The organism is Microbacterium sp. Z6_144, from assembly GCF_057197625.1.
This window is the reverse complement of the sequence record NZ_JBXVPT010000001.1, coordinates 337,630-363,491: the sequence shown is the minus strand read 5'-3', so window position 1 is coordinate 363,491 and position 25,862 is coordinate 337,630. Positions and strand designations below refer to the sequence as shown.

The following is a 25,862-nucleotide window of genomic DNA, read 5'->3' as shown; positions in this document are numbered from 1 at the left end:
AAATCCCCCGGTTCACCGGGGGATTTTCTGCGGAGACGGAGGGATTCGAACCCTCGGTCCCCGTAAGGGGACTCCACCTTAGCAGGGTGGTGCACTAGGCCTGACTATGCGACGTCTCCAGGCATCCGGCGCCGAAACGGCGGACGCACGCACTAATACTAACGGGCGCGACGCGCCTCCTCGAACGGCCGGATGCGGCTAACGCAGGTTGCCGTTGGAGCAGGTGTCCTGCGCGGCCGTCTGGCCGGAGATGTTCGACGGCAGCGCGACGGGACTCTCCTCCGGGGCGGGGGGCGTCTCCGTGGCACCCTCGGTCGGCGCAGCACCCTCGGTCGGCTCGGTGGGTTCAACCGGCTCGACCGGGGCCTCCCCCTCCGGCGCGCCGGCCTCGATGACGCCGCCGCCGAGCTCGCCCGTCAGCTGCAGCGGCTGATTGGCTTCCAGGGCCGCCCACAGCGCGTCCGCGGCATCCATATCGGGCACCACACGGTTCTCGTCGGCGGGGTCAGGGTTCGTGGGGTACTGCACGAAGACGATCTCTTCGAACGGCACATTCTTCACGGCGAGGGCGATCTGCACGAGCGTCAGGGGGTTGGTGAGGGTCGTCGACGGGTCGACGTTCTCCAGCGCGGTAGACGCCAGCTTGTAGAGGGTGCCGGGGTTGGAGAGCACCTCCTCGCTGACGAGCTTGCGAGCGAGCTTGGACATGTACTGCTGCTGGTTGCTGATGCGCCCCAGGTCGCCGCCGTCACCCACGCCGTGCCGGGTGCGGAGGAACTGGAGGGCCTCGATGCCCTGGATGTTGCGGTTTCCGGCGGGCCAGTCGATGCCGGTGTACCGGTCGCGGATGCCGTTGGCGATGCAGACATCCACGCCGCCGACGGCGTCGGTGATGTTGATGACGCCGCCGAAACTCACCTTGGCCGCGAAGGGGATGTCCTGTCCGCTGAGCTCCGACACCGTGTTCACGACGCACGCCAGCCCGCCGGTCGTGAAGGCGTTGTTGATCTGCTCCTTGCGCATCGCCGCCGTCGGGCTGCCGTCTTCGCCCGTGCACGCGGGGATCGGGACCATCAGGTCACGGGGAAAGGACACCACCGTCACCCGACGCGGGTTGTCCGAGATGTGCACGAGCATGTTGACGTCATTGAGAGTGCCCTCGGCGTCGGGGCCCGTGCAGCGCGCCCCGAAGTATCCCGCGAACTCGGGCTCGCACTCATCCGTCCCGGCAATGAGCAGGTTGACGCCGCCCTCGATCTCGCCGATGTCAGGCGGCACCGGGCCTTGCCCCTCCAGCTCCACGGCGTCGGCGTTGAAGCTGGACGTCAGGTCGTACGCGACGTAGGCAGCCACACCCGCACCGGCCACCAGCACGACCGCGAGGCCGATCGCGAGGATGCGCATGATCTGGGCGAAAGGATGCGGCGACGTCAGGCGACCGTGGCGGGCCACCGTACGGCGACCGCGCTCAACGGGCTTGATGGAGCTCACTCGTGTCCTTCCGGCGTGCGGGCGGCGCTATCTTACGGTCGCCCACCTGAAAAGCCGGTGAGGACGGGCTGAAGAAGGCTGTGCTCGGCGATCAGCGCCCGGCTCTCACGCGTCGTCGAAGGTGACCTCCGCGAGCGGGCTGCCCGCCAACCAGTCTTCGACGTACTGCGGCTGCGGCACGTGACCCGGATTGCTCGGCTGGTTGAGATCATCGATGAAGACCTGGAAGATGCGCCGCCGCTCCTCGGGATCGGTGATCGGCGTGGCGACGGCGGGAAGGTCGGCGCGGATGCCGATCTTGAGATGGAAGATGAAGTGCGGGTTGGCCAGGAGATTGGCGTACCAATCCCGCTTCGCCGGGGTGGTGCTGAGGTAGATGCGCCCGTAGGCGCGATAGAACCAGACCTCGATGCGGTGCGGCTTTCCGCTGCGCCGGCCGTACGTGGTGATGTCCGCGAGCCGATCCTCCGTCGAGGAGGCGGGGGTGATCGCGAGGGCGCGCAGTACTTCGGGTGACAACATGCTTTCTCCTCAGGCGTGGGTTCCAGCGGGCGGATTCGTGGGCGCGTACGCCCGCGCCACGAGTGTCCGCAGGGCCTGCCGGCGTCGGTCGTGTGCGTTCTCGGGGTCGGTCGTGCTGGCTGTAAACGTGGTGCTGGCCGGCCCCCACGTGAGGGAGAGAGCGATCACGGTGGCGTGTACGTCGGCGGGGTCGAGATTCTCGTCGATGTAGCCCGCACGCTGGGCGGCGGCGAGGTCGGCCATCTTCTCCGGCTCGCTCGGCAGCGGCCCCGGGGTGAGAGTTCCCGTGGGTCGCCGCTCCAGCCGCGACCACGTCGCCAGCCGAACCAGCTCCGGGCGCTCGAGGTACTCGTCGTACAGGCGCACGGCGTAATCGGGAAGGTCGGTGGCGTCGAGAGCCACGGCGTTCACGATTGCGTTCAGTGCCCGGTCGAAGACGGTATCGAAGAGGGCCTCCTTGCTCCCGAAGTACGCGTACAACTGCGCCTTGTTCGCGCGGGCGTTCTCCGCGATCCGATCCACGCGCGCCCCGGCTATGCCGTACTGCGCGAATTCTGCGTGAGCCGCATCGAGGATACGGACACGCGTCGCTTCACCAGCTGCTCTCATGCGGCGACGGTAGCAAACAAACTGGTTGGTTGCAATCGGCCATGCGTCGTGACGCCCGAGTGCGCAGACCACGATTCGGCGGAGGGTGTGGGATTCGAACCCACGGGACATTGCTGCCCACTGGTTTTCAAGACCAGGTCCATCGGCCGCTCGGACAACCCTCCCGACGACGCCTCGCGGCATCCGTCGACCGCGCCGAGTCTAGCCGAGGGGGCGCGCCACTTCCGCCCGTGACAGCCTCCAGCGCCGACGCGCTCGCGCAGCATCGCGCGGTCGAGCGCATCCTCCGCGTCAGAGTTCCCGCAGGATCGCCGCGACGCCGCCCTCGGTGACGGTGAGACCGACCTCGCCGGCTGCGGAGAGCACCTCCTGCGGTCCTTGCCCCATCGCGATGGCGCGGCCACCGTTGCGCAGCGCCCAATCGAACATCTCGAGATCGTTGCGCCCGTCGCCCATCACCAGCACGTTCGCCGGGTCGATGCCGAGCCATCCGCGAACCAGCTCCAGACCGGTCGACTTGTTCACGCCCTGCGGCGCGATGTCGAGCCACGCCGTCCAGCCGATGGCATACGACACCTGGGTGAGCCCGATCTTCGATACGAGCTCGAGGAAGTCGGTGTCGGACTGGCCGGGCGAGACGACGACCACACGGCAGACGGGCTGGTGCGACAGCTCCTCGAACGACACGAGGTCAGCCCCGCGCAGGTTCCAGTCCTCCAGGTACTCGGTGTACAGCCGCGTGCCGTCGGGCAGCTCGACCAGATAGCGCGCATCCAAGAGGTGCTCGCGCAGGAGGGTGAGCACGTCGTGCGGATCGAAGGTCTCCACGTGCACGCGCTCGTACGCCGCGGCGGTGACCTTCGTCTCGGGGGGCGACGCGTCCTCGATGGCGCCCCCCCGAAGGTCACGGCGGCCCATCACGATGGCGCCGTTGGAGCACACCGCGTACTCGGGCCGTATCTCCAGCAGCTCCATGATGCGGTGCGTGCTGTCCCAGCTGCGACCGGTCGCGAGCATGACCTCGTGGCCGCGTTCCTGCGCGTGCGCGACGGCCTCCACCACGCCCGGACTGGGGCTCTCGTCCTCGAGGATGAGGGTGCCGTCCACGTCGAGCGCGATCAGAAGCCGCCCGACCGACCCGTCATCGGCGACCTCCTCGACGACGCCCGCGGCATCCTCCGACGAAGCGACCTCGACGTGTCCGGCGTCCGGCAGCGGCGTCTCGCCGCGGGTCACGCGGCGGGCTCCATGACTTCCAGCCCGCCCAGGTACGGGCGCAGCACCTCGGGAACCAGCACCGAGCCGTCCGCCCGCTGGTGCGTCTCGAGCAGCGCCACGATCCAGCGCGTGGTGGCCAGCGTGCCGTTCAGGGTCGCGACGGGCTGCGTCTTGCCGCCCTCGGACCGGCTCCGGATGTTCAGCCGCCGGGCCTGGTAGGTCGTGCAGTTGGAGGTGCTCGTGAGCTCGCGGTACGACTGCTGCGTGGGCACCCAGGCCTCCACGTCGTACTTGCGCGCGGCGCTGGATCCCAGATCTCCGGCGGCGACGTCGATGACGCGGTAGGCCAGGCCCAGATCTTGCAGCATCCCTTCCTGCAGCTCGACGAGGCGGAGGTGCTCGGTCTCGGCAGCGTCGGGCTCGGTGTAGACGAACATCTCCAGCTTGTTGAACTGGTGCACACGGATGATGCCGCGCGTGTCCTTGCCGTAGGACCCGGCCTCGCGCCGATAGCACGTGGACCAGCCGGCGTAGCGCTTGGGGCCGCGGTCGAAGTCGAGGATCTCGTCCATGTGGTAGCCGGCGAGGGGAACCTCGCTCGTGCCGACCAGATAGAGGTCGTCCTCGGCCAGGTGGTAGACCTCGTCGGCGTGCTCGCCGAGGAACCCGGTGCCGCGCATCACCTCTGGCCGCACGAGCGTCGGAGGGATCATGGGGGTGAACCCCGCGGCCATCGCCCGGTCGAGCCCCAGGCTCATGAGCGCCAGCTCGAGGCGGGCGCCGATGCCGGTGAGGAAGTAGAAGCGGCTGCCGGAGACCTTCGTGCCCCGCTCCATGTCGATCGCGCCGAGCTTCTCGCCGAGGGCGAGGTGGTCGAGCGGCTCGAAGTCGAAGGCGGGGACGTCGCCGTGCGTGCGGAGCGTGACGAAATTCTCCTCGCCGCCGGCGGGAACCCCGTCCACGACGATGTTCTCGATGCGGGCGAGGGCGGCATCGGCCGCCGCCTCCGCGTCGGTCACGGCGTGCTGGGCAGCCTTGACGCGCTCGCTGAGGTCTTTCGCCGCGGCGACCAGGGCCGCCTTCTCGTCCTTCGGCGCCTGCGCCACGCGCTTGCCGTGGGCGTTCTGCTCCGCGCGCAGCTCTTCGAACGCGGTGATCGCGGCGCGGCGGTCGCGATCGGCGGCGAGCGCCGCATCCACGGTGTCCGGCGCCACGCCCCGGGCGATCTGCGAGGCCTTGACCCGATCGGGATCTTCTCGCAGCAGGGTCAGATCGATCACCGTTCAATCTTAGGCCCGGGCTTTTCCGTCCTCGCCCGGATAGGAGGCCTTGCAGAGGTGACAGCGGCCCTAGGGTGGGAGCATGGCGGCCGAATCGGAAACGCGCGAGAGCGACGGCACGGCCGGCGCGTCACCGGAGCCTGACGAGGCGCAGCACGACGACGGGGAGAACGCCCCCGCCGGACCGCAGCCCGCCGACGCGTCGGGCGACGACGCGTCGTCCGACGGCGAGGCGGCCGGCGACGCGGCATCCGAAGACGCGGCGCCCGACGACCTGACCCCCGACAGCGAGGCGCCCGGAAGCGAGGGCTTGCCCGGCGCGGCCGAGCGCGCCGAGTTCCACGCCGACTCGCTGCGTGACGAGGCCGACCGCGAAGACAATGCGGGCGGTTCAGGAGCCGCGCCCGGTGGAGCTGAGGATGCTCCCGGTCCGCGGGGCGCGAACACCGATGCGCCGCCCGCGCACGAAGCGGCAGCACCGGATCACGTCATCCGCGAACCCGACGACGTGGAGCCGGACACGACCGACGGCGAGGTCGGCGAGGCCGTGCAGGTCACCGCAGACGGCGAGCGGACCACGATGGACGCTCCGCCCACCGACCGTAAGCGCGCCGCCCTCGTCTACAACCCGACCAAAGTCGACCCCGATCAGTTGCGCACGCTCGTGTCACGCCTGGCGGAAGAAGCCGAGTGGGCGGAGCCGCTGTTCTTCGAGACCACGGTGGACGACCTCGGCGACGACGCGGCGCGGGCAGCGCTCGAGGAAGGCGCCGACGCAATCCTCGTGGCCGGCGGCGACGGCACCGTGCGCGCGGTCTCCGAGGCGCTCACCGACACCGGCGTGCCGCTGACGATCGTTCCGAGCGGCACCGGCAACCTGCTCGCCCGGAACCTCAATCTTCCCCTGACCGATCCCGACGCCATGGTGCGCGCCACCTTCGAGGGCGATGTCATCGCCATCGACGCGGGCGTGGCGCGGCTCCGCCGCGAAGACGGCTCGACGGAGGAGCACGGATTCGTCGTCATGGCCGGGATGGGGCTGGATGCGGCGATGATCGCCAACACCAACCCGCAGCTGAAGAAGACGGTCGGGTGGGTCGCGTACGTCGACGGGGCGGCACGCTCCCTCGTGACCGCCAAGCCGTTCCGCATCGTGTACCAGCTGGATGACCAGCGCCTGCACTCCGCCCGGGTGCAGAGCATCCTGTTCGCCAACTGCGGGTCTCTGCCGGCCGGCATCGCCCTGATTCCGGAGGCCTCGATCGCCGACGGGCTGCTCGATGTTGCGGTCATCCAGCCCGCCGGCGCGTTCGGGTGGCTCGGGGTGTGGCGCAAGATCTGGTGGGACAATTCCTTCCTCCGCCGCTTCCGCGCGGGCCGTCGGGTGCTGGAGCGACGAGGTCGCGGTACGTCGGTGCACTTCCGCCGCGGCCACGGGATCGAGACGGCGACGAGCCCCGCGCAGCCGGTGGAGCTGGACGGCGACGAGTTCGGCGAGGCGACGCGGATCTTCTGCCGCATCGTGCCGGGCGGCCTGCAGATCGCCGTCCCGCGCGGGCACGACACCTCTTCTCTGTAACCACCTCTCGGTAACCGCCGCGGCGGCCACCCGCGCTCCGCGCGCGCCGGACGGGTCGGTGACCGGGGCGTCAACCCCGGGCGCCCGCGCGCGGTGCTGCGTACCGTGGCGGGATGCCGAGCCCGTCGATCGTGTGGTTCCGCGACGATCTGCGGCTGGCCGACAACCCCGCGCTCTCCGCGGCCATCGAGCGTGGAGAGAGCGTGATCGGGCTGTATGTGCTCGAGGAGTCGGACGGTATCCGCCCGCTCGGGGGCGCGGCCCGCTGGTGGCTGCACGGATCACTGGCCTCCCTCGCCGAGAGCCTCGGCGAGCGCGGATCCCGCCTCGTCCTCCGCCGCGGCGATGCCGCCGAGGCCGTCTCCGCGCTCGTGGGCGAGACCGGCGCCGGCGCCGTGTTCTGGAATCGCCGCTACGGGGGTGCCGAGCGCGATATCGACGCGCGGATCAAGACCGCGCTCCGCGACGCCGGCATCGAGGCGGCATCCTTCTCCGGCTCGCTGCTGTTCGAACCGTGGACCGTTCGCACCGGGTCGGGCACCCCGTACGCCGTGTTCACCCCGTTCTGGCGCGCGTGCCGGAACCTGCCGGCCCCGCGGCTGCCGATTCCGGAGCCCGGGTCGATCCCCGCCTCGGCGACCACCGCGCCCTCCGACGACCTCGACTCCTGGGCGCTCCTCCCGACAGACCCCGACTGGGCGGGGGGCCTGCGAGAGCGGTGGCGACCGGGCGAGCCCACGGCCCACGCACGGCTCCGCGACTTCCTCGCGCACGACCTCGGCGACTACGACCGCGCACGTGACGAGCCGGCCCGCGACGCGACCTCTCTCCTGTCGCCGAGGCTGCGGTGGGGGGAGGTGAGCCCGCACCAGGTGTGGCACGCGACCGTGCAGCACCGCGAGGCCGGCGCTCACCCCGAGGCCGCGTCCCGCTTCCTCTCCGAACTCGGATGGCGCGAATTCGCGTGGCACACGCTCTTCCACTTCCCCGGACTGGCGATGAAGAACTGGCGCGCCGAGTTCGACGCGTTCCCGTGGCCGCCGCTGGAGCGCGCCCACCGGTCGGCGTGGCAGCGGGGGCGCACCGGCGTCGCGCTCGTGGACGCCGGGATGCGGGAGCTGTGGCACACCGGACACATGCACAACCGCGTGCGCATGGTGACAGCATCCTTCCTCGTGAAGAACCTCCTCATCGACTGGCGGCGGGGCGAGGAGTGGTTCTGGGACACGCTCGTGGACGCGGATGCGGCCGCCAACGCCTTCAACTGGCAGTGGATCGCCGGTTCGGGAGCCGACGCCGCCCCGTACTTCCGCATCTTCAATCCCGAACGGCAGCGCGAGAAGTTCGACCCGCACGGCGAGTATGTGCGCCGGTGGGCGCCCGAGCATCTGGGGGACGACCCGCCGCAGCCGATCGTCGACCTCGCCGTCACCCGCCGACGGGCCCTCGACGCGTACGACACCGTCAGCCGTTCTCCCTAACCCCCACCCCCGCCAGTCGACTCGCCACATAACGCGCGGTTCGGGTGCGAAACACGACATGTTGTGGCGAGTCGACGGGAATCGGGGTAGCCCCCTGTCGATGCCGAGCCCCGGTCCGTACGCTCGGACACACACGGCCACCGGAGGAGAACGCCATGTCGCAGCCGCAGTACCCCGCCCCCCAGCCCTACGGCGTCGTCCCCGCGGGGTTGAGCCCGAAGTCGTGGCTGGCGACCCTCCTCCTGTCGATCTTCCTCGGCGAGTTCGGCATCGACCGTTTCTACCTCGGCAAGATCGGGACCGGCATCCTCAAGCTCATCACCGTCGGCGGCTTCGGCGTCTGGTGGCTCATCGACCTCATCCTCGTCATCGCCGGAGCCATGAAGGACAAGCAGGGCCTGCCCGTCAAGTACGTTCCCGGCCGGTGACGCCCGGCGCGACCGTCACTGCGCGACCGGGATCGCCTGCGCTTTCAGCGCAGCGATGGTTGCCTTCTGAGCGGAGCTGAGCGCCTCGCGCAAGGTGCCCCGTCCCGTGACGGCCCTCTGAAACCCGTCCGACACATCGGCGTAGGTCTGGGTCATGGTCGGGCCCCACAGGAAGTCGGGGTTCACCTGCCCTGCGGCCTCGGCGAACACGTCGTAGATCTTCTGGCCCCCGAAGAAATCCACGCCCTCTTGCAGGGAGGGCAGGCTCAGCCCGGCCGTCGTCGCGGGGTAGATGTTCGCCGACTCGTTCAGGGCGGTGAGCGCCTCTTCCGACGTATTCAGCCACAGCGCGAATTTGGTGGCCTCGTAGAGGTGCTCGGTTCCCTTGAACACGGCGACGGACGAACCGCCCCAGTTACCGGCGCTCTGGCCGCCCGCCTCCCACTGTGGCGCCGGCGCGACCGACCACAGACCGGCGGTGTCGGGGGCGCCGCTCGCGATGGAGTTCGCGCCCCACACGGCCGACGTCCAGCTCCAGACCTGGCCGGAGTTATACGCGTTGTTCCACTCCTCGGTCCACGCGGGATACGTGGCCACGAGATCCTCGTCGAGCAGCTCCTGCCAGTAATCCGCGACCTTGGTCGACTCCTCGCCGGTCAGATCGACCCGCCACTCATCCCCCTCGTCAGCGAACCAACTTCCGTTGGCCTGCCACACGAATCCCGCGAACTGGTTGATGTCGGCGGTGGAGAAGTTCGTGATGTACCCGCCGGCTTCCCGGATCTGAACGGCGGCTTCCTTGTACTCCGCCCACGTCGTGGGGACCTCGATGCCATGCTCCGCGAAGAGGTCGGAACGGTAGAAGAGCGCCATCGGCCCGGAGTCCTGCGGGACGCCGTACACCCCGTCGGTGGAACCGAGCGTGACCTGTCCCCATGTCCACGGGATGAAATCCGACTCCGCATCCACGACGTCTTCACACAGCGCAAGGTTCTCCAGGCCGTCCTGCACCCGGAAGCTCGACAGTGCGTCGTACTCGATCTGACCGAGGTCGGGAGTGTTTCCCGCCGCAATCTGACTGAAGAAGCTCTGGTAGGTGCCGGAGTTGCCGTTCGGCCCGGTCTGGACGTCGACCTGGATCTCCGGGTTCTGTTCGTTCCAGATCTCGACGACGTCTTTCACGCCGGGGATCCACGACGTGAAGTCGAGCGTGACATTCCCCTCGGAGGGGGTGCAGGATGCGGCGGCCCCTCCCTCGGCTCCACCCCCGCATCCGGCGAGTCCGATCGCGGCGAGCACTACGACTCCGGTGGCGACCGCCCTCTTCGTGTATTGCATGATCTTCCTCACTGGATGGCGCGGGTGACCGCGGGAGCATTGGTCATTTCACGGAGCCGGTGCCCAGACCGTTGCGCCAGAAGCGCTGGAGCAGGAGGAACGCGATGATGAGGGGCACGATCGACAGGAACGAACCGACGAGGACATAGGTGCGCAGCTCGGGGATCTGGTTGAGCTGCGTATTCCAGGAGTAGAGGCCGAACGTCACGGGGAACAGTTCCTCGCTGCGGAGCATGACCAGCGGCAGGAAGAAGTTGTTCCAGATCGAGACGAACTGGAAGAGGAACACCGTCACCAGCGCGGGCATCATCAGGCGCGACGACACGGTGAAGAACGCACGTACTTCGCCTGCGCCGTCGATGCGTGCGGCTTCGATGAGTTCGTCGGGCACCGACGAGGCGGCGTAGATGCGACTGAGGTACACCCCGAACGGGCTCACGATGCTCGGCAGCAGCACCGCCCAGTAGGTGTTCGTCAGGTTGACCTGGCTGAACAGCAGGAACAGGGGCAGGGCGAGAGCCGTCGCGGGCACCAGGACACCGCCGAGGACGATGTTGAAGAAGGCTTCGCGGCCCCGGAAGCGGTACTTCGCCAGGCCGTAACCGCACATCCCCGCGATGATCGTCGCCAAGAGGGCCCCGAGGCCTGCGTAGCCGAGGCTGTTGACGAGCCAGCGCAGGTAGACGCCGTCGCCGTAGGAGACGAGGTCACGGACGTTCTCGAAGAAGTTCCAGTCCGCGAACCACAGCGCCGGAGTGGTGAGCAGATCGCTGCGGTCCTTGGTGGAGGCGATGAAGAGCCACCAGATCGGCACCAGGAAGTACAGGGTGAAGACGGCCATGACGATCAGCGCCGCCGAGCGGGAGAGGATGCTCTCCCGGGGGCCGCGCGTGGGGGTCGGTTCGTCCGCGGTGGCGCCGCGGGTCCGGGCGAGGAGGCTCATGGGTTCGCCTTCCGCTGGGTGCCCCTGAGGAACGCGAACGAGAGCGCGAACGTCGCCAGGGCGAGCACCACCGAAAACGCCGCGGCGAGGTTGGTGTTGGGAATCGCGCTCGTGGCGTAGATGGTCATGTTCGGCGTGAAGGTCGACGACACGGCGGCGGTGAAGGATCGGAACACCTGCGGCTCGGCCAGCAGCTGAAGGGTGCCGATGATCGAGAACACGGCGGTGAGGATGATCGCGGGGGCGACCATCGGGATCTTCATCGACCACGCGATGCGAATCTGTCCGGCACCGTCCAGGCGTGCCGCTTCGTAGATCTCCGTGGGGATCGACAGCAGCGCGGAGTAGATGATGAGCATGTTGTAGCCGACGAAGACCCATGTCACGACGTTGGCGATCGACCACAGCACCAGCTCGGGAGAGAGGAAATCGATCACGCCCGTCACGTCGGTGAAGGGCGAGAGGTTGGGCGAATAGAGAAAGCCCCACATGATCGCCGCGATGACCCCGGGCACAGCATAGGGCGCGAAGAAGGCGAGCCGGAAGAACTTCTTCCCCTTCAGCACCGGAGAATCCAGCAGCAACGCGAACAGCAGCGCCAGCCCCAGCATCACGGGCACCTGGACGACGCCGAAGAGCAGCACCCGGCCGATGGACTCCCAGAATGGCCCGTTCTGGAACACCTGAATGTACTGGGCGAGGCCACCGAACACCTGCTGGGGAGCTCCGAATGTGCCCTCACGGTGCACGACGAAGAGGGACTGCCAGACCGCGTAGCCGATCGGGATCAGGTAGAAGAGCAGGAAGAGGATGCCGAAGGGTCCCGTGAAGATGGCGATCGCGCCCTTGTGCGGCGTCTTGCGGGAGCGCGGGGCGGGCGGTGGCTGGGAGCGCGTGCTGCTTCTCCTCGTGCGCTCCTGTGTGGCGGTCATCGGGCCGTCCCCTCTCTGATGCTTCGCGCGGAGCACCGCGCATGTCCACGTTCTGTGGACGTTTACAGACCCGGGCCCGATGTCAGCCGCATGCCTGCGAACGGCTGCACAGTACGAACGGGTCTGGTGGGTTGTCAACACCGGTGCGCAGGGGTCTGCTCTGTGCTGGGGCCCGCGAGCACGGGCCGCGTGAGGGGTCGTCGACGGGTCTTCGTGCACCCGCGTGGGGTGCCTGCGCTCCCACGAAAATCGAGGGGATCCCGCCGATCGAGGACCGGCTGCTGCATCCCGCTCCTCGATCTCCGGGATGTCCTCCAAAACCGCAGTGCCGCGCCGGGGCGGGCGGGGGGCGCGTGAGGCTCCCGCGCGCCACTCGAGGGGAATAGGAAGGGGACGGCGCCGGTTTGCAATCAGTAATGATCGCTCCCGTTCCCGCACTCTCCGTCCTCGACCTCGTCCCCGTCCAACACGGGCAGACGAGCGCGCAGGCCATCGCATCCTCCCTCGACACCGCCGCGCACGCCGACCGCCTCGGCTACCGTCGCTACTGGTTCGCCGAGCACCACAACATGCCCGCCGTCGCCTCGACGACCCCGCCGGTGCTGATCGCGGCGGCCGCGGCTCGCACCGAGCGCATCCGCGTGGGGTCGGGAGGGGTGATGCTGCCCAACCACTCGCCGCTGATCGTGGCCGAGCAGTTCGCCGCGCTCGAGGCGATCGCGCCCGGGCGCATCGACCTCGGCCTCGGACGCGCTCCCGGCTCCGACCCCGTCATCACGCGGCTGCTCCACCGCTCGGGCACCACCAGCGACGTCGATCGCTTCCCCGAGAACATCGCCGACATCATCGCGCTGACCTCCCCCGAGGGCGCGACCGTGCGCTTCACCTCCGGAGGCGAGTACACGGTGCATGCCACGCCCGCCTCGACCGATGCCCCCGAGGTGTGGCTCCTGGGCTCGAGCGACTACTCCGCGCAATTGGCCGCACGGTTGGGGCTCCCGTACGTCTTCGCGAACCACTTCTCCGGTGAGGGGCTCGAGCGGGCGCTCGACCTGTACCGCACGGGGTACCAGCCCAGCGCGCAGCAGCCCGAGCCGCGCACCTTCCTCACCGCCAACGCCGTCGTCGCGCCCACGGCCGACGAGGCCGAAGACCGCGCGCTGCCGCAGCTGCGCATGATGGCGCGGCTGCGCACCAACCGCCCCCTGGTGCCGCTGGAGACCGTGGAGCAGGCCAAGGCCGACCCGTGGGACGGCCTTGCACGGTCGTTCATGGATGCCGCGCGCGCGAAGTGGTTCGTCGGAACCGGCGAGCAAGTCACCGCGGAGCTGTCGGCCTTCGCCGACCGCCACGGCGTGGACGAGATCATGATCTCCCCCGTCGCCGGCGCATACGACGGTGAGCCGAAGAACATCGCACCCGGCCGCATCCAGACCCTCGAGCTCCTCGCCGTCCCGGCCCGCGTCGGCTGATTCCCTCGGCTGCGCTGCGCCACAGCGCCTCGCCGCCACGATTTTCGAGGGAATCACGGAAATCGAGGAGCCCCTCCCCTTTCTCGACCCTCCATCTGCGAGATCTCCTCGATTTCCGCGCCGCCGAAGCGCTCAATTTCCGGGGAAGTGGCCGCGCGCAAACCTGGGCATCGGGGACGGCGGTGGCGTAATCTTCCTCGCGTGAGCGAAGCGACTGAGCCGGCAACGACCGTGTCTTCTTCTGCGGCGGGACCCACGCGCGCCCCTGTCAGCACCGCGCGCGCTGTCCTGAACACGATCAAAGGTTCCGCCGGGAATCTCGTCGAGTGGTACGACGTCTACGTCTACACCGTGTTCGCGACCTACTTCGAGGCGCAGTTCTTCGCCGAGGATGACCGGAACTCGACGTTCTACATCTACGCGATCTTCGCCGTCACGTTCATCATGCGTCCGATCGGATCCTGGTTCTTCGGCCGTTTCGCCGACCGCCGGGGCCGCAAGGCCGCACTCACCGTCAGCATCACGGTGATGTCGGCGTGCTCGTTCTTCGTGTCGGTGATGCCGACGAGGGAGGCCATCGGAGCATGGGCGGCCATCATCCTCATCGTCGCCCGGCTGATCCAGGGCTTCGCGACCGGCGGCGAGTACGGCACGTCCGCCACGTACATGTCGGAGGCGGCCACCGCCCGCCGGCGCGGGTTCTTCTCCTCGTTCCAGTACGTGACGCTCGTCGGCGGTCACGTCCTGGCCCAGCTGACGCTGCTCATCGTGCTCTCGGTCATGCCGGTCGAGGCGGTCGAAGACTGGGGCTGGCGGATCGGATTCTTCGTGGGCGGGATCGCAGCCTTGGTGGTGCTGTGGATGCGGCGGACGATGGACGAGTCGCTGAGCCAGGAGCACCTCGAGGCCGTGCGCGCCGGCGCTGACCGCGACGCGGGTTCACTGAAGACCCTCCTCACGACGTACTGGCGGCCGCTGGTCTGGGTGTTCCTCGTCACCGCGGGAGGCACCATCGCGTTCTACACGTACAGCGTCAACGCTCCCGCCATGGTCAAGACGGCGTTCGGGGAGGACGGCGCGATGGCGGCGACCTGGACGAACCTGTTCGGCCTGATCTTCCTCATGCTGCTGCAGCCCCTCGGCGGGATGCTCAGCGACCGGGTCGGGCGGAAGCCGCTGCTGGTCTTCTTCGGCATCGGCGGTGTGCTCTACACGTGGGTGCTCATCACCTTCCTGCCGCAGACGCAGTCGCCGCTGGCCGCCTTCGCCCTCACGGCGGTCGGCTACATCATCCTCACCGGCTACACGTCCGTGAACGCGATCGTGAAGGCCGAGGTCTTCCCCGCGCAGGTGCGCGCACTGGGCGTCGGCCTCGGCTATGCGCTCGCCAACTCCGTCTTCGGCGGCACGGCCCCGGCGATCTACCAGGCGTTCCTCGCCGGCGGGAACGTGACCTGGTTCATCGTCTACGTCACGGCGGTGATCGCGGTGAGCCTCACGGTGTACATCTTCTTCATGCGCAACCGGGCGCCGACGGCGCTCGACCGCGAGCAGGGCAGCGCGTGGGCGGCCCCCGAGGCTGCCGCCCGGCGCTGACCTGTCCGCGCGCCCCCCGGCGTGACGCATCCGCGCGCCCCCGGCGTGACGCATCCGGGCGCCCCCGGCGTGACGCATCCGGGATCGAGGAGATCCACCGGATCGAGGACTGAAATGCCGTGCCGGCTCCTCGATACGCGAGACGTCCTCGATTTCCGCGGCAGGAGGTACGGGTTAGAGGGTCTCCTCGACCTCGCGGAGGAAGGTCTCCAGGTCGGTGAGCAGGGCGAGGAGCTGCTGCCGCTGGGACTCGTTCAGCGACCGGGCCGTCAGCGCCTCCAGCTCCGTCCACGCGGCTCCGACGTCTGCGCGCAGCGCCACGCTCGCATCCGTCGCCTCGACGACCGTGACCCGCCGGTCTGTGGGAGAGGGACCCCGCCGCACGAGGCCCGCCTTCTCCAGCCGCGCGATGCTGCGGGTCATCGACGGGGCGTCGGTGCCGAGCGTCTGGACGAGATCGGTCATGCGCTGAGGGCCGTGCTCCCACAGCGTCATGAGGACCAGCTCCTGCCCCGGCCGGAGTCCGCTCGGGCGCAGGAGCTTGGCCGCGAGGGACTTGTGGACACGGGCGACCCGGAAGATCGCCGAGCTCAGGGGTCCGGTGGACAGCCGCATCGGCTCAGGCATCCCCACAGCGTAGATCACGCGCGAGGAGCGGGTCGGAGAACCCTGACGGCGCCGCAGGGCCTCGGATCAGAGCTCGGGCTCGGGCTCGCCGCTGAGGAGGCCGCGCAGCCAGTCGCGGGCTTCGACGAAGACATCGTCGGAGTAGCGCTGCGGGTAGCGGATGATCGCGCGGTCGGCGCGGGCGTAGGAGCCGAGATAGATCACCTTCGGGCTGAAGCGCCGGAGCCCCAGGAGCGCGTCGGCCATCCGCTCGTCTTCGATGTGCCCGTCGGCGTCGATGACGAACCGGTACCGCCCGAGGGCGTCTCCGATCGGGCGCGAGGCGAGGAGGGAGAGGTTGATGCCCCGGGTGGCGAACTGCTCGAGCAGCTCCAGCAGGGCACCGGGGTGGTCTTCGGGCAGCTCGACGATGAGCGAGGTCTTGTCCGCCCCGGTCGGCGGCGCCGGCGCGACCGTGCGGCTGACCAGGACGAAGCGGGTGACGGCGTTGGGATTGTCGCCGATCTCCTCGGCCAGCACCTCGAGGTCGTGGTGGGCGACGATCCCGGGCGCGGCGACTGCGGCGTCAGCATCCGAGGTGCCCTCGAGAACCCCCAGGGCACTGGCGATATTGCTGGCGGCGGGGATGTGCGCGTGGGAGGGCAGCGTCCTGGTGAGCCACTGCAGGCACTGGGCGTAGGCGACCGGGTGGGCCGCGACGAGGGACACGTCCTCCAGGCGCTTCCCGGGCCGGCCGACCAGCACGAAGTTCACCGGCACGAGGTACTCCCCGACGATGCGCAGGCCCGGCATGGTGGCCAGAGCATCCTGCGCGGTGGAGACGCCGCCGTCGACGGAATTCTCGATCGCGATCATCGCCGCATCCGAGCGCCCCTCCACGACATCGGCGAGCGCTTCCCCGACGTTGCGCACCGAGCGCCAGACCTGGTCGCGGGCCTCGGGAACCTGCGCGAGCGCGGCCTCGGTGAAGGTGCCGGCGGGCCCGAGATAGCTGTACGTTCGGCGGGCGGGCGGATTCTCGTGCTCGGGCGTCACGGCGATCAGCCTAACCCCGCCCGCCCGTCCCACCCGCGCTCGTCCCACCTCCGCCCGCCGAGAAACGACGATCCGGACGGGAAACAGCGCGGGGCGGCATGTCTCGTCCGGATCGCCGTTTCTCGCTCAGCGTGTGCTGCGGCTGGCAGAACCGCGCGGATCGTGTCAAACCCGGTATCCCCGGTGCCGCGCGCGGGGCAGACTGGTTCCATGAGCAGTCGAGCAGGACTCCCCGCCGAAGCATCCGATCTCATCGACATCGACGAGCTGATCGCGGCGTACTACGACCGCAAGCCGGATGCGTCGGTGCCCGAGCAGCGTGTCGCCTTCGGCACGAGCGGGCACCGCGGCTCGTCCCTGTCCGCGAGCTTCAACGAAGACCACATCCTCGCCACCACTCAGGCGATCGTCGACTACCGCACGGCCCAGGGCATCAGCGGCCCGCTGTTCCTGGGGCGCGACACGCACGGCCTGTCGCTCCCGGCCGAGCGCACCGCCATCGAGGTGCTCGTGGCCAACGGCATCGACGTGCGCGTGGACGCGCGCGACTCGTGGGTGCCGACCCCGGCCCTCAGCCACGCGATCCTCACCTACAACCGCGGCCGTGCGCTGGATGACCCCGGCCGCTCGGACGGTATCGTCGTGACCCCGAGCCACAACCCGCCCCGGGACGGCGGGTTCAAGTACAACCCCCCGCACGGCGGACCCGCCGACACCGACGCCACGAGCTGGATCGCCGATCGCGCGAACCAGCTCATCACCGCCGGGCTGGAAGGGGTGCACCGCACGCGGTATGCCGACCTCGACGCCGGAACCCTCGCGGAGTACGACTTCCGCGACGCGTACGTCCGCGACCTGGCGACCATCATCGACATCGACGCCATCACGCGCGCCGGCGTGCGGATCGGCGCCGACCCGCTGGGCGGAGCATCCGTGGAGTACTGGGCGCTCATCGCCGAGGTGTACGGGCTCGACCTCACCGTCGTGAACCCCGATGTCGACCCCACGTGGCGCTTCATGACGTTGGACTGGGACGAGAAGATCCGCATGGACCCGTCGTCGCCGTCGGCGATGGCGGCCCTCGTCGCCCGCCGCGACGAGTACGACATCCTCACGGGCAACGACGCCGATGCCGACCGGCACGGGATCGTCACCCCCGACGCGGGGCTCATGAACCCCAACCACTACCTCGCGGTCGCGATCGACTACCTCTTCGCGCACCGGCCCGGCTGGCCGGCGGATGCTGCGGTGGGGAAGACCCTCGTGTCGTCGATGATCATCGACAAGGTCGCTGCCTCCCTGAACCGCCGCCTGCTCGAGGTGCCGGTCGGGTTCAAGTGGTTCGTGCCGGGGCTCCTCGACGGATCGGTCGCGTTCGGCGGCGAGGAGTCGGCCGGAGCGTCGTTCCTGCGCACCGACGGATCGGTGTGGACGACGGACAAGGACGGGATCCTCCTGTGCCTGCTGGCGGCGGAGATCCTGGCCGTCACCGGCAAGACCCCGTCGCAGCGTTATGCCGAGCTGGAGGCCGAGTTCGGGTCATCCGCCTACCAGCGCGTGGACGCCCCGGCCACCCCGGCGCAGAAGGCGCTGCTGGGGAAGCTCTCGCCGGATGCGGTGACAGCGACCGAGCTGGCCGGCGAGCCCATCACCGCCAAGCTCTCGCACGCACCGGGCAACGGCGCCGCCATCGGCGGCCTCAAGGTGCAGACCGCGGACGCGTGGTTCGCCGCGCGCCCCTCCGGCACCGAGGACGTCTACAAGCTCTACGCCGAGAGCCTCCGCGGCGAGGAGCACCTCCGCGAGGTGCAGGCCGAGGCGCGCGCCGTGGTGTCCGCCGCTCTCGGCGACGCGTAACCGCCCCGAACGAACGGCTTCGCGCCGAACGCACGGCCTTCCCGCGCGGATAGGCCGTGCGTTCGGGCGTATCCCGTGCGCTCGGGGACGCGAGCGACCGTCAGGGCGCGAGCGCAGACGCGAGGCGGGCGCCGGCATCGCGCAGCCACCGGAGCGGATCGGTCATCGCGGCGGCGGATGATCCAGCCAGCTCCGTGAGCGAGACCGACGCGGCGAACGCCGAGGTATCGGTCGCGATCCGCCCGGCGGCAAGACCCACGCGCGCGTGCGGGGCGAGGCCCGCGACGAACGCCGGCACCTTGCCCACGGCCGACTGCTCGTCGTAGGAGCCTTCACCCGTCACGACCACGTCGGCGGATGCGGCGGCGGCGGGCAGTCCGATGAGTGCCGCGACCTCCCGGGCGCCGGGCACCAGGCGTGCACGCCACGCCGCGAGGGCCCAGCCCGCCCCGCCGGCCGCGCCCGCACCCGCAAGCGCCGGGTCGATCGACGGCACGAGGGCGGCGAGCCGCGCGAGGCCCGCGTCGGCGCGCGCGACACCGGCCGGGTCGAGACCCTTCTGCGGACCGAACACGGCAGCGGCGCCCCTCTCGCCCAGGAGCGGGTTCGTCACGTCGGTGAGCACGACCACACCCGCGGGGGGCAGGGGGCGGAGGCCCGACAGGTCGGCTGCGGCCACGACGTCCAGACCTGCGAGCCCGAGCGGGATCGGATCGCCCGCCGCATCCGCGAACCGCGCTCCCAGGGCAACGAGCAGCCCCACGCCGCCGTCGGTGGAGGCGCTCGAGCCGATGCCGAGCACGAGGCGCGACACCCCCGCGTCCAGGGCTGCGGCCACGGCCTGCCCGAAGCCGAGGGTCGACGCCGATTCGGGGAGGCGCCGCGGGCCCAGCAGCTCGATCCCCGAGGTGGAAGCCAATTCGACGACGCCCGTTCCCGCCGGCGCGTCGCGGGTGGGTGGGAGGAGGAGCCAGGAGGCGACGACCGCCGATCCGTCGGGACCGGTGACGGTCAGCGGGATGCGCTCGGCACCGCGGACCGCGGTGGCGATCGCGTCGAGCGTGCCCTCTCCCCCGTCAGCCATCGGGCGCAGCACGAGGTCGTCGTCGGGCCGGACGCGCCGCCACCCCTCGGCCAGAGTCCGCGCGGCCGTCGCCGCCGGCACGGTGCCCTTGAAGCTGTCCGGTGCCAGGACGACGCGAGTCACGCGCTCGATGCTACCGGCGTCGTGCGACGCTTCCCCGGCCCGGCGCCGGGCCGGAACTGGCCCGGGCGATCAGGTCGGTGGGAACCAGCATCCGGGTCTCCTCCGGCCCTTCCCCGTCGATCTCTGCGAGGAGGGCACGGATCGCTCCCTCACCCACGCGATCGAAGTGCTGGCGCACCGTGGTCAACGGCGGCCAGTAATTCGCCGCCTCGGGCATGTCGTCGTAGCCGACCACGCTGACCTCTGCCGGAACGCCCCGACCGGCCTCATGGAGGGCGCGCACCACACCGAGGGCCATCTGGTCGTTCGCGGCGAAGACGGCGGTGACAGCGGGGTCCTCGACGAGGCTCCGGCCGATGCGGTGGCCCGAGTCGGCGGTCCAGTCCCCGACGGCCACGTCGGGCACGGGGCATTCGCGGGCCTCGAGAGTGTCGCGCCAGGCCTCGCGGCGACGCTCCGCCGCGAAGGATTCGAGCGGACCCGACACGTGCCACACCGTCGCGTGCCCGAGATCGAGGAGGTGTTCCGTGGCCAGCCGCGCGCCCTGAGCCTGGTCGTTGTCCACCACGGGGTAGGGGTAGGCGGCACTGGAGTCGACGACCACGACCGGAAGCCCGGTGGGTAGCGCCAGCTCCGTCTCGCCGAGCCGGTGCCGTTCGATGAGGATGACGACGCCGTCCACGGCATGTTCGCGCAGCCGGAGGAAAGCGCCCGACACATCGGACTGGGTGGCCGTGTCCACGGTGATCAGGGTGATCGAGTAACCGGCCGCGGCGGCCATCGAGGCGACGGCATCGAGGGTCCGGCTGTTGCCGTACGACGACAGCGAGAACATGATCACCCCGATGCTGCGGAACCGACCCGACCGCAGCGCGCGGGCGGCGCTGTTCGGGCGATACCCCAGCCGCGCCATCGCCTCGAGCACGCGGACGCGCGTCGCGGGATCGACGTTGGTGCGCTCGTTGGCGACCCGGGAAACGGTCTGGCCCGAGACTCCGGCGGCGGCGGCCACGTCGGCCATCGATACCTCACGGCGCCGACGGACGCCGCTGGCGGACATGGATGCAGCGGTGTCGCTCACGCGGTCCCCCCGGGATGTTGACGTTGACATGCTATCGGGCGACGACGTATGTTGACGTAAACATCTCCTTCCCGCCCGCGCGGATCACTCACAGAAGAGGCCGGACGATGACGACCACTGCGGCACCTCCACCGGTGATGCGCGCCCCCACCGCGAGCACGGCTCCCCGTCGCCGTAGTCGCGTGCGCGTGGACGACCGTGGCTGGATCTTCGTGGCCCCGTTCGCGATCGTGTTCGCTCTCGTGTTCCTCGCGCCGCTGGTCTACGCGCTGTATCTCAGCTTCTTCCGCGACCAGCTGATCGGCGGCAACGCCTTCGTCGGCTTCGACAACTACATCGCCGCGTTCTCGGATCCGAAGTTCTGGGACGGGTTCCTGCGCGTGGTCGGGTTCCTCATCATCCAGGTGCCCGTCATGCTCGCCCTCGCTCTCGCCGCGGCGCTCGCGATCGACAGCGCACGGCTGCACGCGTCCGGGTTCTACCGCATCGTGATCTTCCTGCCGTACGCGGTGCCGGCCGTGGTGGCGGTGCTCATGTGGGGGTACATCTACGGCGACCAGTTCGGTCTGACCGCCAACGTCAACCAGCTCCTCGGCGGAGACGTCCTGCGCCCCCTGTCCTCGTCGTGGGTCCTCGTCTCGATCGGCAACATCGTCACGTGGCAGTTCGTGGGCTACAACATGCTCATCTTCTACTCGTCTTTGAAGACCATTCCGACCGAGCTGTACGAGGCCGCCGCGATCGACGGGGCGGGGGCATGGCGCACGATCTTCTCCATCAAGATCCCGGCGCTTCGCGGAGCGATCGTCATCGCGACGATCTTCTCCATCATCGGCAGCTTCCAGCTCTTCAACGAGCCGAACATCCTCAAGCCCCTCGCCCCGAACGCGATCTCGACGTTCTTCACGCCGAACATGTACGCGTACAACCTGTCCTTCGCCGGCCAGCAGTACAACTACGCGGCCACGATCGCGATCATCATGGGCGTCATCACCGCGGTCATCGCCTACGTGGTGCAGCTGCGCGGCTCCCGCCAGGAGGTGCGATGACCGCCCCGACCCTCGCTCGCACGTCGCCTGTGCGCGGGCGCCGTTCGACCGTCCTCACCCTGGTGATGGCGCTGTACCTCCTGTACACCCTCGTGCCGCTCGTGTGGCTCGTCATCAACGCGACCAAGACGCAGGGCGATCTGTTCAGCACCTTCGGGCTGTGGTTCGGGAACGGCTTCGCGCTCTGGGACAACATCGGACAGACCCTCACCTACCGTGACGGGATCTTCGTCCGGTGGCTGGGGAACACCCTCCTCTACGTCGTGGTGGGCGCTGGCGGCGCGACGATCCTCGCGACCATGGCGGGCTACGGGATGGCGAAGTACAACTTCCGCGGCCGCAAGGCGGTGTTCGCCGTGATCCTCGGCGCCATCGCCGTTCCAGGGACCGCGCTCGCCGTGCCGACCTTCCTGATGTTCAGCCAGCTGGGGCTGACGAACACCGCGTGGGCCATCATCATCCCGTCGTTGATCAGCCCGTTCGGCCTGTACCTCATCTGGGTGTTCGCGAGCGACGCGATCCCGACCGAGTTGCTGGAGGCGGCCCGCGTCGACGGCGCAGGCGAGCTCCGGACGTTCTTCGCCATCTCGCTCCGACTGCTCGCACCGGGGATCGTGACCGTGCTGCTGTTCGCGGTCGTGGCGACGTGGAACAACTACTTCCTGCCGCTCATCATGCTCAGCGACCCGGCGTGGTACCCCCTCACCGTCGGGCTCAACCAGTGGAACGCGCAGGCCACGGGCGTGGCCGCGCAGCCCATCTACAACCTGGTGATCACCGGTTCTCTCCTCTCGATCATCCCGATCGTCGTCGCGTTCCTCCTTCTGCAGCGGTTCTGGCAGTCGGGGCTGAGCGCGGGAAGCGTCAAGCAGTGACGAGGGGGCTGCTGGGCGCCCCCTTCCCCTCGACCCCGGAGCGACCTGCCCCGGACCCACAACAAGCGAAGGACATCCCATGACATCCATGCGCAGGAACCCGGCGCTGCGGCGCGCCGCGTTCGTGGTGGCGGCGACCGCCATCGTCGGCGGCTCCTTGGCCGCGTGCTCGTCGGGCGGCTCTGCCTCCGGCGGAGGCAGCGGGAGCGCGGACGACCTCGAGGCGGCCTTGGAGGAGGGCGGCGAGATCACGTACTGGTCGTGGACACCGTCGGCCGAAGCGCAGGTGGCGGCGTTCGAGGAGGCCTACCCCAACGTCACCGTCAACCTGGTGAACGCCGGCACCAACACCGAGGAGTACACCAGGCTGCAGAACGCGATCATGGCAGGCTCGGGCGCCCCCGACGTCGTCCAGATCGAGTACTACGCCTTTCCGCAGTTCGCGCTGACCGATGCCCTGCTCGACCTGTCGCCCTACGGCTTCGGCGACCTCGAGGACGACTACACGCCATCCACGTGGGGCTCCGTCGAATTCGACGGAGCCGTCTACGGCCTGCCGCAGGACTCTGGCCCGATGGCGATGTTCTACAACCAGGCGGTGTTCGACCAGTTCGGCCTCACCGTTCCCACGACCTGGGACGAGTACATCGCCACTGCTCAGCAGCTGACCGCAGCCGATCCGACCAAGCACATCACGTCTGACACCGGCGATGCCGGCTTCACCACGAGCATGATCTGGCAGGCCGGCGGGCAGCCGTTCGAGGTCGACGGCACCGACGTGACCATCGACCTCGCCGACGAGGGCTCGCAGCTGTGGGCCGACACGTGGAACCAGCTTGTGCAGGACGGCCTGCTCTCGGAGACACCGGGCTGGACCGACGAGTGGTACCAGGGCCTGGGCGACGGCTCGATCGCGACACTGATCACCGGCGCGTGGATGCCGGGCGTCTTGGAGTCCTCGGTGCCGCAGGCCGCGGGCAATTGGCGTGTCGCGCCCATCCCGACCTACGACGGCACGGCGGTCACGGCCGAGAACGGCGGGGGTGGCCAGGCCGTGACCCAGCAGAGCGAGAACCCGGCACTGGCCGCGGCGTTCCTGGAGTGGCTGAACAACGACGAGGAGAGCCTGGAGATCTTCGCCGAGAGCGGCGGATTCCCCGCCACCGTCGCGCAGCTGGAATCCGAGGAGTTCCTCAACGTGGAGTCGGAGTACTTCGGGGGGCAGAGGATCAACGAGGTGCTCACCGCCGCCGCCGGCGAGGTGCGTGAGGGCTGGAGCTATCTGCCCTACCAGGTCTACGCGAACAGCGTCTACGGCGACACCGTCGGGCAGTCCTACGCCACCGCGGGCGACCTCAACGAGGGCATGTCCGCGTGGCAGGAGCAGCTCATCCAGTACGGCAACGACCAGGGATTCACCGTCGAGTGACCCCCGGTGCGGGGCGGCCCGGCAGCGGCCGGCCGTCCCGCACCCTGACCGAAGGACATCGTGAGCACCCTCACCCTCGGCCCGGACGAGTTCCTCCTCGACGGGTCCCCGCACCGCATCCTCTCCGGAGCGCTCCACTACTTCCGCATCCACCCTGACGCGTGGGCCGACCGCATCCACAAGGCGCGGCTGATGGGGCTCAACACCATCGAGACGTACGTGGCGTGGAACGCGCACGAGCCCGTACGCGGCCAATGGGACGCGACCGGCTGGAACGACCTCGGCCGCTTCCTCGATCTCGTCGCCGAGGAGGGGATGCACGCGATCGTGCGCCCCGGCCCATACATCTGCGCCGAGTGGCACAACGGCGGACTGCCCGTGTGGCTGACGGGCATGCCCGGCATCGGCCTGCGCCGCTCGGAACCGCGTTACCTCGACGAAGTCACGACGTACCTCCGGCGGGTGTACGACATCGTCGTGCCGCGGCAGATCGACCGGGGCGGCCCGGTGGCGCTCGTCCAGATCGAGAACGAGTACGGCGCGTACGGTAGCGACAAGGCGTACCTTCGAGCGCTCACCGATCTCACCCGCGCCAGCGGCATCACCGTGCCTTTGACGACGGTGGATCAGCCCGAACCCGGGATGCTCCGTGACGGAAGCCTGCCGGAGCTTCTGGCCACGGGATCGTTCGGCTCTCGCGCACTCGAGCGTCTGGCCGCGCTGCGGGCGCACCAGCACACAGGGCCGCTCATGTGCTCGGAGTTCTGGGACGGCTGGTTCGACTGGTGGGGCGGGGTGCATCACACCACGGATGCGGCGGCGTCGGCCGCCGAACTCGACGCGCTACTGGAGGCCGGGGCCTCCGTGAACGTGTACATGGTGCACGGGGGCACGAACTTCGGTACCACCAACGGCGCGAACGACAAGGGCCGCTACGCGCCGACGGTCACCTCCTACGATTACGACGCCCCGTTCGATGAGGCGGGATATCCGACGGAGAAGTTCTTCGCGTTCCGCGAGGTGATCGCGAAGTACGCGCCGGTTCCCGACGAGCTGCCGCCGTCGCGCCCGGCGGCGCCCGTTCTGGCGGTGGCGCTGGAAGGCTCCGGCGACTGGGTGCCCGCGGCGTCCGCGGCGCCCGCGCATGACGTCCCGGCCTCCTTCGAGAGCCTCGGACAGCTCGGCCCCGTCGTCCGCTACGACGTCACTCTGCCCGACGGGGCGTTCGCCGGAGACCGCGCGACCCTCGCCATCGGCGAGGTGCGCGACCTGGCATGGGTCGCCGTGGACGGAGTGCCCGTCGGGCGGCTTTCTCGCGCCCTGCAGGAGCGGACGCTCGTCATCCCGCGCGGCCGGGAGCTCACCGTCGTCGTGGAAGACCAGGGCCGGGTGAACTACGGCCCGCGGCTCGGCGAGGGGAAGGGTCTCCACGGGGCGGTGACGCTCGACGGCATGCCGGTGGCGGGCTGGCGTTCCGCCCCGGTGGATCTCGCCGCCGCGGTGGAGCAGGTCGTGCACGCCGCACCCGGCGGAGGGATGGGTCGAGCGGGATGGCGCGGCACATTCAGCCTGGACGCATCCGCCGACCTGTTCCTCGACCCGGCGGCGTGGGGCAAGGGCTTCGCGTTCGTCAACGGGTTCTTCCTCGGCCGGTACTGGCGAAGCGGCCCGCAGCAGACCTTGTACGTCCCCGCCGCGGTCACGAACGCCGGTACCAACGAGATCGTCGTGCTGGAGCTGGAGGGCGTCGCTGAACCGGTGGCGCGCTTCGTCGCCGAGCCCCACCTGGGTCACCGCGAGGAGTAGGCCCGCG

General features: G+C 69.5%; 22 protein-coding genes and 2 tRNA genes. 10 read left to right on the top strand and 14 right to left on the bottom strand.

Annotated features, from left to right (window positions below; genetic code table 11):
• Positions 1 to 30: 30 nt before the first annotated feature.
• The 7 genes from AC2DGY_RS01705 to serS form a co-directional block, all read right to left on the bottom strand.
• Positions 31 to 119: transfer RNA gene (locus tag AC2DGY_RS01705), tRNA-Ser, on the bottom strand.
• 79 nt (positions 120 to 198) lie between these two features.
• A complete protein-coding gene (locus tag AC2DGY_RS01700; protein WP_484507970.1) occupies positions 199 to 1,491 on the bottom strand; it encodes an LCP family protein in 1,293 nt (430 codons plus the stop codon).
• 105 nt (positions 1,492 to 1,596) lie between these two features.
• Complete coding sequence (locus AC2DGY_RS01695; RefSeq protein ID WP_484507969.1) at positions 1,597 to 2,013, bottom strand: nitroreductase/quinone reductase family protein; 417 nt, start codon at positions 2,011 to 2,013, stop codon at positions 1,597 to 1,599.
• Between the two features lie 9 nt (positions 2,014 to 2,022).
• A complete protein-coding gene (locus tag AC2DGY_RS01690) occupies positions 2,023 to 2,622 on the bottom strand; it encodes a TetR/AcrR family transcriptional regulator (protein WP_484507968.1) in 600 nt (199 codons plus the stop codon).
• Positions 2,623 to 2,701: 79 nt separating this feature from the next.
• Positions 2,702 to 2,786 (bottom strand) — tRNA-Ser (locus AC2DGY_RS01685).
• Between the two features lie 127 nt (positions 2,787 to 2,913).
• On the bottom strand, positions 2,914 to 3,858 hold the full coding sequence (locus AC2DGY_RS01680; protein WP_484507967.1) for an HAD hydrolase family protein: 945 nt from the start codon (positions 3,856 to 3,858) through the stop codon (positions 2,914 to 2,916).
• Positions 3,855 to 5,120 carry a serine--tRNA ligase gene (gene serS, locus AC2DGY_RS01675; RefSeq protein WP_484507966.1) on the bottom strand — a complete coding sequence of 422 codons (1,266 nt, stop codon included), beginning with the start codon at positions 5,118 to 5,120 and terminating at the stop codon, positions 3,855 to 3,857. The genes AC2DGY_RS01680 and serS overlap by 4 nt, the downstream gene beginning before the upstream one ends.
• 82 nt (positions 5,121 to 5,202) lie before the next feature.
• On the opposite strand from serS, the gene AC2DGY_RS01670 reads away from it, so the two are divergent.
• The 3 genes from AC2DGY_RS01670 to AC2DGY_RS01660 all read left to right on the top strand — a co-directional run bounded on the left by AC2DGY_RS01670 (position 5,203) and on the right by AC2DGY_RS01660 (position 8,608).
• Entirely contained in the window at positions 5,203 to 6,699 is a 1,497-nt protein-coding gene (locus AC2DGY_RS01670) for a diacylglycerol kinase family protein (protein ID WP_484507965.1), read from the top strand.
• Between the two features lie 113 nt (positions 6,700 to 6,812).
• A complete protein-coding gene (locus AC2DGY_RS01665) occupies positions 6,813 to 8,180 on the top strand; it encodes a cryptochrome/photolyase family protein (protein WP_484507964.1) in 1,368 nt (455 codons plus the stop codon).
• Positions 8,181 to 8,335: 155 nt separating this feature from the next.
• On the top strand, positions 8,336 to 8,608 hold the full coding sequence (locus AC2DGY_RS01660) for a TM2 domain-containing protein (protein ID WP_484507963.1): 273 nt from the start codon (positions 8,336 to 8,338) through the stop codon (positions 8,606 to 8,608).
• 15 nt (positions 8,609 to 8,623) lie between these two features.
• Here the strand turns inward: AC2DGY_RS01660 and AC2DGY_RS01655 are convergent, their stop codons facing one another.
• Genes AC2DGY_RS01655 through AC2DGY_RS01645 form a run of 3 tightly spaced genes read right to left on the bottom strand, consistent with a single transcriptional unit; the run spans position 8,624 to position 11,821 of the window.
• Entirely contained in the window at positions 8,624 to 9,946 is a 1,323-nt protein-coding gene (locus AC2DGY_RS01655; protein WP_484507962.1) for a type 2 periplasmic-binding domain-containing protein, read from the bottom strand.
• Positions 9,947 to 9,989: 43 nt separating this feature from the next.
• Complete coding sequence (locus AC2DGY_RS01650; RefSeq protein ID WP_484507961.1) at positions 9,990 to 10,889, bottom strand: carbohydrate ABC transporter permease; 900 nt, start codon at positions 10,887 to 10,889, stop codon at positions 9,990 to 9,992.
• Positions 10,886 to 11,821 (bottom strand): carbohydrate ABC transporter permease, encoded by a 936-nt coding sequence (locus AC2DGY_RS01645; RefSeq protein WP_484507960.1) that lies wholly within the window; start codon positions 11,819 to 11,821, stop codon positions 10,886 to 10,888. Before AC2DGY_RS01645 ends, AC2DGY_RS01650 begins: the two co-directional genes overlap by 4 nt.
• A 416-nt stretch (positions 11,822 to 12,237) precedes the next feature.
• On the opposite strand from AC2DGY_RS01645, the gene AC2DGY_RS01640 reads away from it, so the two are divergent.
• Together AC2DGY_RS01640 and AC2DGY_RS01635 are read left to right on the top strand one after the other, a co-directional pair.
• Entirely contained in the window at positions 12,238 to 13,293 is a 1,056-nt protein-coding gene (locus tag AC2DGY_RS01640) for an LLM class flavin-dependent oxidoreductase (protein ID WP_484507959.1), read from the top strand.
• Between the two features lie 201 nt (positions 13,294 to 13,494).
• On the top strand, positions 13,495 to 14,889 hold the full coding sequence (locus tag AC2DGY_RS01635) for an MFS transporter (RefSeq protein WP_484507958.1): 1,395 nt from the start codon (positions 13,495 to 13,497) through the stop codon (positions 14,887 to 14,889).
• Between the two features lie 174 nt (positions 14,890 to 15,063).
• On the opposite strand, the gene AC2DGY_RS01630 is transcribed toward AC2DGY_RS01635, so the two are convergent.
• Both AC2DGY_RS01630 and pheA read right to left on the bottom strand, forming a co-directional pair.
• Complete coding sequence (locus AC2DGY_RS01630) at positions 15,064 to 15,516, bottom strand: MarR family winged helix-turn-helix transcriptional regulator (RefSeq protein ID WP_484507957.1); 453 nt, start codon at positions 15,514 to 15,516, stop codon at positions 15,064 to 15,066.
• A gap of 66 nt (positions 15,517 to 15,582) precedes the next feature.
• On the bottom strand, positions 15,583 to 16,551 hold the full coding sequence (gene pheA / locus AC2DGY_RS01625; protein ID WP_484507956.1) for a prephenate dehydratase: 969 nt from the start codon (positions 16,549 to 16,551) through the stop codon (positions 15,583 to 15,585).
• 210 nt (positions 16,552 to 16,761) lie between these two features.
• Here pheA and pgm point away from each other — a divergent pair, with 210 nt between their 5' ends.
• Positions 16,762 to 18,408, top strand: a complete 1,647-nt coding sequence (gene pgm, locus AC2DGY_RS01620) for a phosphoglucomutase (alpha-D-glucose-1,6-bisphosphate-dependent) (RefSeq protein ID WP_484507955.1) — start codon at positions 16,762 to 16,764, stop codon at positions 18,406 to 18,408.
• Positions 18,409 to 18,508: 100 nt separating this feature from the next.
• Here the strand turns inward: pgm and AC2DGY_RS01615 are convergent, their stop codons facing one another.
• Together AC2DGY_RS01615 and AC2DGY_RS01610 are read right to left on the bottom strand one after the other, a co-directional pair.
• Entirely contained in the window at positions 18,509 to 19,615 is a 1,107-nt protein-coding gene (locus AC2DGY_RS01615; RefSeq protein WP_484507954.1) for a glycerate kinase, read from the bottom strand.
• A gap of 10 nt (positions 19,616 to 19,625) precedes the next feature.
• The gene (locus tag AC2DGY_RS01610; RefSeq protein ID WP_484509961.1) at positions 19,626 to 20,636 is read right to left on the bottom strand and encodes a LacI family DNA-binding transcriptional regulator; all 1,011 of its coding nucleotides are present in this window, start codon (positions 20,634 to 20,636) and stop codon (positions 19,626 to 19,628) included.
• Between the two features lie 167 nt (positions 20,637 to 20,803).
• On the opposite strand from AC2DGY_RS01610, the gene AC2DGY_RS01605 reads away from it, so the two are divergent.
• From AC2DGY_RS01605 to AC2DGY_RS01590, 4 genes are all read left to right on the top strand, one after another.
• Positions 20,804 to 21,745, top strand: coding sequence for a carbohydrate ABC transporter permease (locus AC2DGY_RS01605; protein WP_484507953.1), 942 nt, complete (start codon positions 20,804 to 20,806; stop codon positions 21,743 to 21,745).
• A complete protein-coding gene (locus AC2DGY_RS01600) occupies positions 21,742 to 22,620 on the top strand; it encodes a carbohydrate ABC transporter permease (RefSeq protein WP_484507952.1) in 879 nt (292 codons plus the stop codon). The genes AC2DGY_RS01605 and AC2DGY_RS01600 overlap by 4 nt, the downstream gene beginning before the upstream one ends.
• A gap of 88 nt (positions 22,621 to 22,708) precedes the next feature.
• Entirely contained in the window at positions 22,709 to 24,049 is a 1,341-nt protein-coding gene (locus tag AC2DGY_RS01595) for an ABC transporter substrate-binding protein (RefSeq protein ID WP_484507951.1), read from the top strand.
• A gap of 60 nt (positions 24,050 to 24,109) precedes the next feature.
• Positions 24,110 to 25,855, top strand: coding sequence for a glycoside hydrolase family 35 protein (locus AC2DGY_RS01590; RefSeq protein ID WP_484507950.1), 1,746 nt, complete (start codon positions 24,110 to 24,112; stop codon positions 25,853 to 25,855).
• The last annotated feature ends 7 nt before the right edge of the window (positions 25,856 to 25,862 follow it).

Bases quoted from the DNA above. Each gene is read 5' to 3' on its own strand.
- AC2DGY_RS01695 (WP_484507969.1), bottom strand. From the start codon at position 2,013: ATGTTGTCACCCGAAGTACTGCGCGCCCTCGCGATCACCCCCGCCTCC.
- AC2DGY_RS01665 (WP_484507964.1), top strand. From the start codon at position 6,813: ATGCCGAGCCCGTCGATCGTGTGGTTCCGCGACGATCTGCGGCTGGCC.
- AC2DGY_RS01600 (WP_484507952.1), top strand. From the start codon at position 21,742: ATGACCGCCCCGACCCTCGCTCGCACGTCGCCTGTGCGCGGGCGCCGT.
- AC2DGY_RS01660 (WP_484507963.1), top strand. From the start codon at position 8,336: ATGTCGCAGCCGCAGTACCCCGCCCCCCAGCCCTACGGCGTCGTCCCC.
- AC2DGY_RS01650 (WP_484507961.1), bottom strand. From the start codon at position 10,889: ATGAGCCTCCTCGCCCGGACCCGCGGCGCCACCGCGGACGAACCGACC.
- AC2DGY_RS01645 (WP_484507960.1), bottom strand. From the start codon at position 11,821: ATGACCGCCACACAGGAGCGCACGAGGAGAAGCAGCACGCGCTCCCAG.
- AC2DGY_RS01690 (WP_484507968.1), bottom strand. From the start codon at position 2,622: ATGAGAGCAGCTGGTGAAGCGACGCGTGTCCGTATCCTCGATGCGGCT.
- pgm (WP_484507955.1), top strand. From the start codon at position 16,762: ATGAGCAGTCGAGCAGGACTCCCCGCCGAAGCATCCGATCTCATCGAC.
- AC2DGY_RS01595 (WP_484507951.1), top strand. From the start codon at position 22,709: ATGCGCAGGAACCCGGCGCTGCGGCGCGCCGCGTTCGTGGTGGCGGCG.
- AC2DGY_RS01630 (WP_484507957.1), bottom strand. From the start codon at position 15,516: ATGCCTGAGCCGATGCGGCTGTCCACCGGACCCCTGAGCTCGGCGATC.
- AC2DGY_RS01640 (WP_484507959.1), top strand. From the start codon at position 12,238: ATGATCGCTCCCGTTCCCGCACTCTCCGTCCTCGACCTCGTCCCCGTC.
- AC2DGY_RS01670 (WP_484507965.1), top strand. From the start codon at position 5,203: ATGGCGGCCGAATCGGAAACGCGCGAGAGCGACGGCACGGCCGGCGCG.
- AC2DGY_RS01655 (WP_484507962.1), bottom strand. From the start codon at position 9,946: ATGCAATACACGAAGAGGGCGGTCGCCACCGGAGTCGTAGTGCTCGCC.
- AC2DGY_RS01610 (WP_484509961.1), bottom strand. From the start codon at position 20,636: ATGGCCGACGTGGCCGCCGCCGCCGGAGTCTCGGGCCAGACCGTTTCC.
- AC2DGY_RS01605 (WP_484507953.1), top strand. From the start codon at position 20,804: ATGACGACCACTGCGGCACCTCCACCGGTGATGCGCGCCCCCACCGCG.